The following is a 9776-nucleotide window of genomic DNA, read 5'->3' on the forward strand; positions in this document are numbered from 1 at the left end:
CATCATGGCCGCATGCGATTCCTCGTCCGCCTCGTCGTCAACGCCGTCGCGCTGTGGCTCACCACCCTCCTCGTGAGCGGCGTCACCGTCACGCCCTTCGGGGACGGCGACACCACCGCCGTCGTGCTCACGTTCCTGCTCGTGGCGTTCGTGTTCGGGCTCGTGAACGCGGTCGTCGGCACGATCATCCGGATCGTCGCGTTCCCGCTGTACGTGCTGACGCTCGGCCTGATCTCGCTGGTCGTGAACGCCGTACTCCTGCTCATCGTCGCCGGCATCTCGGACGCGATCGGCTTCGGGCTGCAGGTCGAGTCGTTCGGCTGGGGCATCGTCGGCGCGTTCGTGCTCGCCGTGTTCTCGTGGCTGATCGGGCTGATCGTGCGCCCGGTGCTGCGCCGCTCGCGTCCGTGACCGACCGTCGCCCCCGGCCGCACCGTCGTCGCGGACGACACCCGGCTGCGCCATGATGTGCACATGACCGAGGACGGCCCTGCTCCCTTCCGCGTGTCGTTCGTCTGCAGCGGGAACATCTGCCGGTCGCCCATGGCCGGCATCGTGTTCGCCCAGATGGCCGAGGACGCGGGGCTGTCCGACCGTTTCCAGGTGGACTCCGCCGGCACCGGGGACTGGCACGTCGGCGAACCCGCCGACGAGCGCACGATCGCGGCGCTGGCGGCACGCGGATACGATGGCAGCAGGCATCGCGCCCGCCAGTTCGACCCGGACCGGTTCCCGGACCTCGACCTGGTGGTCGCACTCGACCGCTCCCACGAACGCGTCCTGCGGTCGTGGGCACCGACCATGGACGACGCCGCCAAGGTGACGCTCCTGCTGCGGTACGACGACGCCTGGCCCCAGCAGACCGACGTGCCGGACCCGTACTACGCGGACCGGCACGAGTTCGACCGAGTGCTCTCGACCGTCGAGCGGGCCTGCCGGGCGCTCTTCCGCCAACTCGAACCGGCAGTCCGTCAGGGAGCCCCATGACCCCCCTTCCCCCGCAGCCGATCAGCCCGCTCGACGGGCGCTACTACCCGATCGTGCACACGGTGGGCGAGCACCTCTCCGAGGCCGGCCTCAACCGCGCGCGCATCGTGGTCGAGGTCGAGTGGCTCATCTTCCTGACCGACCACGCGATGTTCACCACCTCGCCGCTGAGCATCGACGACAAGGCCGCACTCCGTCGGGTCGTCGAGACCTTCGGCCAGCAGGAGATCGCCGAGCTGGCCGAGATCGAGGCCACGACGCGCCACGACGTCAAGGCCGTGGAGTACTTCGTCCGCCGCCGGCTGTCCGACCTCGGGCTCGACGCGATCGCCGAGCTGACGCACTTCGCGTGCACGAGCGAGGACGTCAACAACCTCTCGTACGCGCTGACGGTCCGCGACACCGTCGACCGGGTCTGGCTGCCGGCGTACCGCGCCGTCCTGGCGACGCTGCGCACGATGGCCGAGGAGCTCCGGGCCGTCCCGATGCTCTCCCACACCCACGGTCAGCCCGCGACGCCGACGACCCTCGGCAAGGAGCTCGCCGTCGTCGTCTACCGCCTCGAGCGGGTGCTCGCGCAGATCGAGGGCGGCGAGTACCTCGGCAAGTTCTCCGGCGCGACCGGCACCTTCTCGGCGCACCTCGCCGCCGACCCCGAGGCGGACTGGCCCGCGCTGTCGAAGGAGTTCGTCGAGGGCCTCGGCCTGACCTGGAACCCGCTCACCACGCAGATCGAGTCGCACGACTGGCAGGCCGAGCTGTACGACCGGGTGCGTCACGCGAACCGGATCCTGCACAACCTCGCCACGGACGTGTGGACCTACATCTCGATGGGGTACTTCACGCAGATCCCGGTCGCGGGTGCGACGGGCTCGTCGACGATGCCGCACAAGATCAACCCGATCCGGTTCGAGAACGCCGAGGCGAACCTCGAGATCTCGTCGGCGCTCTTCTCGACGCTGTCCGAGACCCTGGTCACCAGCCGCCTGCAGCGCGACCTGACCGACTCGACCACGCAGCGGAACATCGGCGTCGCGTTCGGGCACTCGCTGCTCGCGCTCGACAACCTCCGTCGCGGGCTCGGCGAGATCGCCGTGAACGAGGGTCGGCTCGCGGAGGACCTCGACCACAACTGGGAGGTCCTGGGCGAGGCGGTCCAGACCGTCATCCGTGCCGAGGTCACCGCCGGGCAGTCGGAGATCGAGGACCCCTACGCGATGCTCAAGGAGCTGACCCGCGGCAAGCGCATCGGGCAGGCCGAGCTCGTGGCGTTCGTCAACGGGCTCGACATCTCGTCGGGTGCGAAGGCGCGGCTCACGAACCTGACGCCGGGCACCTACACGGGCCTGGCGGACGAGCTGGTCGACCACCTGGACGTCTGAGCCCGCTCGCGGGTGGCGACGACAGGGCGGACGGGAGGCGCGGGGCGGACGGGAGGCGCGGGGCGGCCCCGCCGCGCACCGCACCACCTCAGGTGGTGACGGCGCGCGCCTCGGCGACCAGCGCCTCCAGGACGGTGCGGACCGCAGGTCGGACCGCGCGGTCCGGGCGCACCAGCGCCTCGATGCGCCGCCCCGCGCGCACGTCGGCCAGTGTCGCCAGTCGGAACCGCCCCGGTGCCCGCGTCCCCGAGGTGTACCGCGGCACGAGCGCGATCCCGTGCCCCGCGGCGACCAGGTTCTCGATCACCGGCAGGTGGATCGTGCGGAACGCCACCGACGGCGGCACGTCCGACGCCGCCGCCAGCGCCGTCAGCACCCGGTCGATCGGGTAGTCCTCGGGCACGCCGATCCAGGTCTCGTCGACGACGTCCTCGACGCCGACACGCTCCCGTCCGGCGAGCGCGTGGTCGAGGGGCAGTGCGACGTCGAGCGGCTCCCGGAGCAGGGCGACCGTCTCGACCACGGCGCCGTCCGCCCGACGTGCGCCGTCGGGGCGGTGCCCGATGACGACGTCGTGGTCGGCGGTGAGCGGTGCGAACTCCCCCTCGCTGACGTCGACGTCGGAGAGCTCGAGCACGATGCCGGGGTGGTCCCGCATCCGGGTCAGCAGGCCCGGGAGCAGGAGCTCGGCCGCCGAGGGGAACACCGCGAGGTCGACCGTGCCCGTCACGCCCGCGAGGTGCTCCGCCCAGGCGGACTCGACCGTGGCCAGTGCCGTCGCCACCCCGGTCGCCATGCCGGCCAGCGCCCGGCCGTGCGCGGTGAGCCGGACCCCGCGGCCGACGCGTTCGACGAGCGGGACACCGGCCTGCCGTTGGAGCGTCCGGAGTTGCTGCGACACCGCGCTCGGCGTCCGGTGCGTCGCGGCGGCGACCGCGGTGACGCTCCCCCGCTCGGCGAGCTCGCGGAGGACCGGCAGCAGGGCGATGTCGAAGCCGACCATGCAGGGACCCTACAACGATGCTGTCGAACCCTGCGCTGGTGCTACCGCTTCCGCTCCGGCACGATCGGACCGTGCTCCTCCGTGACCGTCTCCTCGCCCTCGTCGTCGCCGTGGCGTGGGGCCTGAACTTCCCCGCGACCGCGATCGCGCTCGACCACTGGCCCCCGTTCCTGCTCGCGGCCGTGCGGTTCACGCTGCTCGCGGTGCCGACGATCCTGTTCGTGCCGCGGCCGAAGGTGCCGTTCCGGTGGATCGTGCTCGTCGGGGCGACCCTCGGCGTGCTGCAGTTCGCGTTCCTCTACCTCGGCATGTCCGCCGGGATGCCCTCGGGGCTCGCCTCGCTGGTGATCCAGGCGTCCGCGCCGTTCACGGTCGTGCTCGCCGGGGTGCTGCTCCGCGAGCGTCTGACGGCACGACAGGTCGTCGGGGTGAGCGTCGCCGTGGCGGCCCTCGGCGTGATCGCCGTGCACCGGGCGCAGACCGCCGCGTTGCTGCCGGTGGTGCTCGTGCTGTGCGGTGCCCTCGGTTGGGCGCTCGGCAACGTGGCGACGCGACGGACCGGACCGGTGAACCCGCTGCACCTGACCCTCTGGTGGGCGGTGGTGCCGCCGGTGCCGATGTTCGCGCTGTCCCTGCTGGTCGAGGGCCCGGCCCGCGTCGGGCAGGCGATCGGGACCGCGTTCACCACGTCGGCGCTGCCGGCCGACCTCGGCCTGCTCTACATCGTCGTCGCGGGCAGCCTCGTCGGCTACGGGATCTGGTCGCGGCTGATGGGGAAGTACCCGTCGAGCACGGTCGCGCCGTTCTCGATGCTCGTGCCCGTGGTCGGGGTCCTCGCGTCGTGGGCGGTCTTCGGCGAGGTGCCGGACGTGGTCGAGGTCGTCGCCGGCGCGGTGGTCGTCGCCGCCGTGCTCTGGTCGTCGAGGACACCACGGGCGCTGCCGGTCGCCGGTGCCGCTGCCGGTGCCGGTGCCGCCCGTGCCGCCGAGACGCCGTCGATTGCCCGAGACGCCGCCGGATCCGGGACCGTCTCGGCGCCGGAGGACCGTCTCGCGCGGACGGGGGCGTCGCCCGCGGTCAGTCCCGGTGCTGGCGGCGCTCCGCGATGATCCCGGCGAGCGCCCCGCGGAGGTCCGGGTACCGGAACTCGTAGCCCGCCTCGACGAGCCGCGTCGGCACCACCCACCGGCTCTTCAGCACGAGCTCGGTCTCGGTGCGGATCGCGAAGGACCCGAGTTCGAGCATCCAGCGCCACGTGGGCAGCCCGAAACGCCGACCCACCGCCTCCCGGATCGTCGCCATCACCGTGCGGTTGTCCGACGGCTCCGGGCTCGCGACGTTGACCGGTCCGTCGAGGTCCTCGTGGTCGCGGACGAACCGGATCGCCCCGAGGACGTCCGCGATGTGCACCCAGCTGAAGCGCTGGCGCCCGTGGGTGTGCCGGTCGCGGTGGTACGTGCCGGCACGGAGTCGTGCGCGGGTCGGGAACCACGGTCCGTCGAGCTGCGGCCCGCCGAGCCCGGCCTGTGCGAGCCGGAGCAGCGGCACGAGGGCGCTGCCGTCGCCGAACACGATCGTCATCCGGAGTGCGACGCGGCGGGTGTGCGGCAGGTCGGCGGTGAACAGCGCCTCCTCCCAGGCCTTCGCGACCGAGACCGAGAAGCCCTCGCCGAGCTCACCCGTGACCTCGTCCTGCGGCCGGTCGTCGGCGTGCCGGTAGATCGTCGCGGTCGAGGCGTTCACCCACAGCGGCGGCGGGTGCTCGGCGCCGCTGATCGCCTCGGCGAGCTCCAGCGTCGTGTCGACCCGGGAGCGCACGATCTCCGCCCGGTTCCGGCGTCCGTACCGGCAGTTCACGCTCTTGCCCGCCATGTTCACGACGAGTGCGGCACCGTCCACCAGCGCGCGGATGCGCACCGTGTTGCCCCACACCGCGTCGCCGGTGCGCCCGACCGTGACGACCTCGTACCCCTCGTCGCGGAAGGCGTCCTGCAGGTACCGCCCCACGAACCCGCTCGCTCCCGCGATCACGACACGGCGCTGCTCGTCGCTCATCTCATCCCCGTCCTGTGTCCGGCGCGATCTCGTACCGGAACGCCCCCTCGTACCGGTACAGCGTGCCGAGCACCGGGGCGCTGAGCACCAGGGACACGCGCTGCACGTCGGCATCGTCATCGAATCGTTCCACGAGCGTCACACGCGGTGCGAGGACGGACGGGAGGCTCCGGTCGCGTCCGAGCGCACGCACCGTCACGCGCGTGGAGACCAGGCGCAGGGCGCCCGCGTCCGGGCCGTCGACGTCGACCTCGGCCCGCAGGGTGGCGCTCAGGCGGCCGCGGTGCCCGAGGTGGTCGACGAGGCCCTCCGGCTCGGCGGTGATCGCGTCGACCATGGTCCGGTCGCCGGAGCGGAACCGGAAGGTGCGGTGGGCGCGGACGGCGACGCTGCCCGCCGCCCCGGGGTGGGAGCCGGTCGGCGTCGAGGCGGGCCGTCCCGTCGGGGTGGGGTGCGCCTCCCGGCCGGTGCCGCCCCCGCGGCCGACGCGGGCCGGGCGGTTCTCGACCGTGAACGGGACGGCCCGCTCCCACACCGGGAACACGATCCCGTCACGGGCGAGCCAGGCGAGGACCGGCCACAGCCACCGGCGGGGCGTGCCGACCACGTCGAAGACGCCCTCGCCGCGGCCGACGCTGCCGGGCGGGACCGGGCCGAAGTACGCGCGGAGACGGGGGTGCAACCGGTCGAGCACGTGCGACGGCGTCGTCAGCTGGTACGGCGACGGGGTCACGGCTCGAGCCTGGCACGTCGTCGGTGCGACTGCCTACGATCGAGGCATGGGACACGACCACGGCGGAGGCCACGCGCACGGCCATGCCGGTGCCTCGGAGCGCGCACTGCTGGTCGCGTTCTGCATCTCGGCGACGATCCTGCTGGCCGAGGTCGTCGGCGCCGTCGTCACCGGGTCGCTCGCGCTCCTCGTCGACGCCGGGCACATGGTCGTCGACACGGGCGGCCTCGGCATCGGTCTCGTCGCGACGCGGCTCGCCCGCCGGAGCCCCACCGCGCAGCGGACGTGGGGGTTCCAGCGCGCCGAGGTGCTCGGTGCGACCGCGCAGGCGGCGATCCTGCTCGCGGTCGGCGTCTACGTCGTGATCTCGGCGGTGCAGCGGTTGTTCGTCCCCGACGAGGTCCACGCCGGGCCGCTGCTCGTGTTCGGCGTCGTCGGACTCGTCGGCAACCTCGTGGCCTACGCCGTGCTGCTGCGCGCCTCGGGCGAGGGCTTCACCTCGCGCGCCGCACGGCTCGAGGTGCTCAACGACACCCTCGGCTCGGTGGCGGTCATCGTGGCGGCCGTCGTGCTCATGGTCACCGGGTGGGAGCGCGCGGACTCGATCGCGGCGATCCTGATCGGGCTCCTCATCCTGCCGCGGGCCGTCCGACTGCTCCGCGAGACGGCGAACGTGCTGCTCGAGTCGACCCCGCCCGGCCTCGACCTGGACGACGTCCGGGCGCACATCCTCGAGCTCGACCACGTCATCGAGGTGCACGACCTGCACGCGACGCTCGTGTCGACCGGCGTGCCGAACCTGACCGCGCACGTGGTGGTCGACGACCACTGCTTCTCGACGGCGCACGCCCCGCGCATCCTCGACGACCTGCAGCGGTGCGTGGCGGAGCACTTCGACGTGCCCGTGGAGCACTCGACCTTCCAGCTCGAACCGGTGTCGCACCGACGGCACGAGCACGAGGTGCACGCGTAGGAGCGCCTCGTGGGGCTCGGGTCAGCAGCCGCCGTCGTCCGTGGGGAAGGCCGTGATGACCCGGTCGGTCGTCGCGGAGACGATCACGCGGACGTTCGGCTCGGCCGCGGGTCGTGATCCGTCGTCGAACCGGACCGGTGCCGCGTAGCAGACCTTGCCGTCGCCGGCGTCCTGCGGGTAGCCGGAGGGCGGCGACTCGAGGACCGACTGCACGGCGGTGAGCATGGCGTCGTCCCAGTCGCGATCGCTCCGGGAGCCGAGGACGTCCCGCCAGTCAGCGGTGTGCCGGACGCGGATGTGCTCGTAGCCCTGGCCCGACGTACCGCACTGCAGGACGACCTGGCCGAGCGCGGCGGTGTCGTACCGGGCGACCGTGGCTCGGCTGTCGGTGTCGCAGCGGTCGAGCACGTCGGCGCCGGGCAGGTCCGGCCCCGTGCGGGTGATCGTGACGGTGCCGTCGCGCGGGGCGCCCTCGGCTGCGGGTGCTCCGTCTGCCGCGGTGGCGCTCGGGGTCACGGTGGCCGCGCCGGCACCGATCACCGGGTCCTCGCCGCTGCGCTGGGCGGTCAGGGCGAAGCCGGCGACGAGCCCGGCCGCGATCAGGGCAGCGACGGCGGTGACGACCGGACGACGGCGCTGCTGGGGCATGCGCTCCAGTATGGCGGTGGTGCGGCAGTGCGGCGGTGCGTCGCCGCCCGGGTGCGTCGAACCACGGGTGCGATGTCGAACCAGGCCCCCGTGCTGGCTCGACGTCACGATCGTGGTTCGTCGCGCGCTGCCCCTACCCGGCGCGGGACGCCGACCGCGTGCCCGCGACGAGCGCCAGCACGACCACGAACACCACGTACCCGAGGAGCACCGGCAGCGTCGGCAGCACGAGCAGCGCCGCCCCGACCGCCACCACCGGCACGGTCAGGCCCGCGTACGCGACGAGGAACGTCGCCGCCAGGACCCCGCCGCGCTGCTCCGGTCCGACCAGCGAGCCGGCGCGGCCGATCGCCGCGCGGAACAGCAGCCCCACGCCCGCCCCCGCGACGACCCCGCCGCCGATGAAGCCCGCGACCTGCAGGAGCACCGCCGCCCCGGCGAGCACGACGAGACCGCCCACGAGGAGCACCAGTCCGAGGCGGATCTGCCGCTGCTGCGAGAGCCTGGCGAACACGATCTGCGAGAGCGCACTCGCGGCGAAGACCCCGAAGGTCGTCGCGCCAGCCGCGAGACGGTCGGTCACGTGGAAGGTCGTGCCGAGGAACGTCGGGGCGACCGAGGTGAAGAGCCCCTGCACGGCCAGAGCGGCGAAGGCGGCCACCCCGGCGGCCCAGAACGCGCCCGCCTGTCCCTGGGGGGCGACGATCCGCTGCGGCCGGTACGGCACGGCTTGCTCGGGCCGGTCGACGGTCTCCGGAGCGGCGAGGACCACCACGAACGCGACGACCAGGGCGACGACGAACACGACGTACGGCACGACGAGCGGCTGCCCGACGAACTCCGCCAGGGCGCCGCCGACCAGCGCGCCGAGCGACAGACCGCCGAGGTTGACCGCGCCCGCGACGACGCTCGCGCCCCGCGCGGCGTCGGACGCGCCCGTCGCCCGGACCCGGAGCTCGGCGAGGTGCGCCGTCGCGGTCGCGGTGACGAGCCCGACGCCGAGGCCGGTCACGAGCCGGGCGACGACCAGCCCGGCGACGTCGTTCCACACCAGGAACAGCACGCTCGCGACGAGCTCGATCGCGACCGACGCGAGCACGAGCGGCCGTCGTCCGTGCACGTCGCTGAGGTGTCCGGCCAGGAACAGCGAGACGACGACGCCGACCCCGTACGCGGCGAAGACCACCGTCGTCGTGAACGTCGGGAAGCCGTCGCGCGCCTGGTAGACGACGTAGAGCGGCGCCGGGACCGTCGCGAAGGCCATCACCGTGAGGAACGCGAACGCGACCGCCCAGGCACCGGCGCCGTGCCGACGGCGGGAGTGCGCGCGGCGCCCGCGGGGCGCGGGGGCCGGTTCGGAGGATGTGCGTACGGAGGGAGCGGGGGCGGCGGTCGGGGACATGCTCCGATGATGTCCGCCGCAGAACATCGAGTCCAACGGATGCTATTGATGGCGACCATCGATCCGATCGATACTCGGCAGGTGGAGACCCGCCTGCTCGAACAGTTCGTCGCCGTCGCGGCCGAGGGCAGCGTCACGCGCGCCGCGGAGCGCCTGTGGGCAGCGCAGTCGACGGTGTCGGCGGGCATCGCGTCGCTCGAGCGCTCGCTCGGCGTGCGGCTCTTCGACCGCAGCGGCCGTCGGTTCGTGCTGACCACCGCGGGCGAGGACCTGCTCCCGCACGCACGGACCGTGCTCGACGCCCTCGACCGGATGCGCGACCTCGCGACCGTCGACGACGCCGACCTCCGCGGGCGCGTGCGACTCGGCATCTTCACGAGCATGGACATCGTCGACCTGACCGGGGTGCTCCGGCGCTTCCGGCAGCGGCACCCGCTCGTCGCGGTGGAGCTGATGACCTCGCCGACGGGCACGACCGGACTCGTGCAGGACCTGGTGGCCGGTCGGCTCGACCTCGCCTACACCGGGCTGCCGTCGGTCCCGGCCGGGGTCGTGGTCGAACCGCTGCGGGAGATGCCCTTCCGGGTGTTCCC

At 73.3% G+C, this 9776-nt stretch carries 11 protein-coding genes; 6 read left to right on the forward strand and 5 right to left on the reverse strand.

The window, feature by feature from the left end:
* The first annotated feature begins 12 nt into the window (after nucleotides 1-12).
* The 3 genes from H7A69_RS12645 to purB all read left to right on the forward strand — a co-directional run bounded on the left by H7A69_RS12645 (nucleotide 13) and on the right by purB (nucleotide 2369).
* Nucleotides 13-411: a phage holin family protein gene (locus H7A69_RS12645; protein WP_069711953.1), complete on the forward strand. Its 399-nt coding sequence runs from the start codon at nucleotides 13-15 to the stop codon at nucleotides 409-411.
* Nucleotides 412-474: 63 nt separating this feature from the next.
* On the forward strand, nucleotides 475-987 hold the full coding sequence (locus H7A69_RS12650) for a low molecular weight protein-tyrosine-phosphatase (RefSeq protein ID WP_069711952.1): 513 nt from the start codon (nucleotides 475-477) through the stop codon (nucleotides 985-987).
* A complete protein-coding gene (purB, locus tag H7A69_RS12655) occupies nucleotides 984-2369 on the forward strand; it encodes an adenylosuccinate lyase (protein ID WP_069711951.1) in 1386 nt (461 codons plus the stop codon). Before H7A69_RS12650 ends, purB begins: the two co-directional genes overlap by 4 nt.
* Before the next feature lie 88 nt (nucleotides 2370-2457).
* Here purB and H7A69_RS12660 read toward each other — a convergent pair whose 3' ends face one another.
* Nucleotides 2458-3372 carry a LysR family transcriptional regulator gene (locus tag H7A69_RS12660; protein ID WP_182047325.1) on the reverse strand — a complete coding sequence of 305 codons (915 nt, stop codon included), beginning with the start codon at nucleotides 3370-3372 and terminating at the stop codon, nucleotides 2458-2460.
* 71 nt (nucleotides 3373-3443) lie between these two features.
* On the opposite strand from H7A69_RS12660, the gene H7A69_RS12665 reads away from it, so the two are divergent.
* Nucleotides 3444-4481, forward strand: a complete 1038-nt coding sequence (locus H7A69_RS12665) for an EamA family transporter (protein WP_259346217.1) — start codon at nucleotides 3444-3446, stop codon at nucleotides 4479-4481.
* On the opposite strand, the gene H7A69_RS12670 is transcribed toward H7A69_RS12665, so the two are convergent.
* Together H7A69_RS12670 and H7A69_RS12675 are read right to left on the reverse strand one after the other, a co-directional pair.
* Nucleotides 4450-5427, reverse strand: coding sequence for an epimerase (locus tag H7A69_RS12670; RefSeq protein ID WP_182047326.1), 978 nt, complete (start codon nucleotides 5425-5427; stop codon nucleotides 4450-4452). The two genes, H7A69_RS12665 and H7A69_RS12670, sit on opposite strands and share 32 nt — an antisense overlap.
* Before the next feature lies 1 nt (nucleotide 5428).
* Complete coding sequence (locus tag H7A69_RS12675; RefSeq protein ID WP_182047327.1) at nucleotides 5429-6160, reverse strand: DUF4166 domain-containing protein; 732 nt, start codon at nucleotides 6158-6160, stop codon at nucleotides 5429-5431.
* Nucleotides 6161-6206: 46 nt separating this feature from the next.
* On the opposite strand from H7A69_RS12675, the gene H7A69_RS12680 reads away from it, so the two are divergent.
* Complete coding sequence (locus H7A69_RS12680) at nucleotides 6207-7133, forward strand: cation diffusion facilitator family transporter (RefSeq protein ID WP_069711946.1); 927 nt, start codon at nucleotides 6207-6209, stop codon at nucleotides 7131-7133.
* 21 nt (nucleotides 7134-7154) lie between these two features.
* Here H7A69_RS12680 and H7A69_RS12685 read toward each other — a convergent pair whose 3' ends face one another.
* Both H7A69_RS12685 and H7A69_RS12690 read right to left on the reverse strand, forming a co-directional pair.
* On the reverse strand, nucleotides 7155-7781 hold the full coding sequence (locus tag H7A69_RS12685) for a hypothetical protein (protein ID WP_182047328.1): 627 nt from the start codon (nucleotides 7779-7781) through the stop codon (nucleotides 7155-7157).
* 133 nt (nucleotides 7782-7914) lie between these two features.
* On the reverse strand, nucleotides 7915-9183 hold the full coding sequence (locus H7A69_RS12690) for an MFS transporter (protein WP_182047329.1): 1269 nt from the start codon (nucleotides 9181-9183) through the stop codon (nucleotides 7915-7917).
* A 48-nt stretch (nucleotides 9184-9231) separates the two neighbouring features.
* On the opposite strand from H7A69_RS12690, the gene H7A69_RS12695 reads away from it, so the two are divergent.
* On the forward strand, nucleotides 9232-9776 hold a 545-nt coding region (locus H7A69_RS12695), incomplete at its 3' end, for a LysR family transcriptional regulator (RefSeq protein ID WP_182047330.1).

The organism is Curtobacterium sp. ME26, from assembly GCF_903970945.1.
GTDB classification, from domain to species: domain Bacteria; phylum Actinomycetota; class Actinomycetes; order Actinomycetales; family Microbacteriaceae; genus Curtobacterium; species Curtobacterium citri.

What these genes read in the sequence shown, in the direction of transcription:
- H7A69_RS12645 (WP_069711953.1), top strand. Translation starts at nt 13, where the DNA reads ATGCGATTCCTCGTCCGCCTCGTCGTCAACGCCGTCGCGCTGTGGCTC.
- H7A69_RS12650 (WP_069711952.1), top strand. Translation starts at nt 475, where the DNA reads ATGACCGAGGACGGCCCTGCTCCCTTCCGCGTGTCGTTCGTCTGCAGC.
- purB (WP_069711951.1), top strand. Translation starts at nt 984, where the DNA reads ATGACCCCCCTTCCCCCGCAGCCGATCAGCCCGCTCGACGGGCGCTAC.
- H7A69_RS12660 (WP_182047325.1), bottom strand. Translation starts at nt 3,372, where the DNA reads ATGGTCGGCTTCGACATCGCCCTGCTGCCGGTCCTCCGCGAGCTCGCC.
- H7A69_RS12670 (WP_182047326.1), bottom strand. Translation starts at nt 5,427, where the DNA reads ATGAGCGACGAGCAGCGCCGTGTCGTGATCGCGGGAGCGAGCGGGTTC.
- H7A69_RS12680 (WP_069711946.1), top strand. Translation starts at nt 6,207, where the DNA reads ATGGGACACGACCACGGCGGAGGCCACGCGCACGGCCATGCCGGTGCC.
- H7A69_RS12685 (WP_182047328.1), bottom strand. Translation starts at nt 7,781, where the DNA reads ATGCCCCAGCAGCGCCGTCGTCCGGTCGTCACCGCCGTCGCTGCCCTG.
- H7A69_RS12690 (WP_182047329.1), bottom strand. Translation starts at nt 9,183, where the DNA reads ATGTCCCCGACCGCCGCCCCCGCTCCCTCCGTACGCACATCCTCCGAA.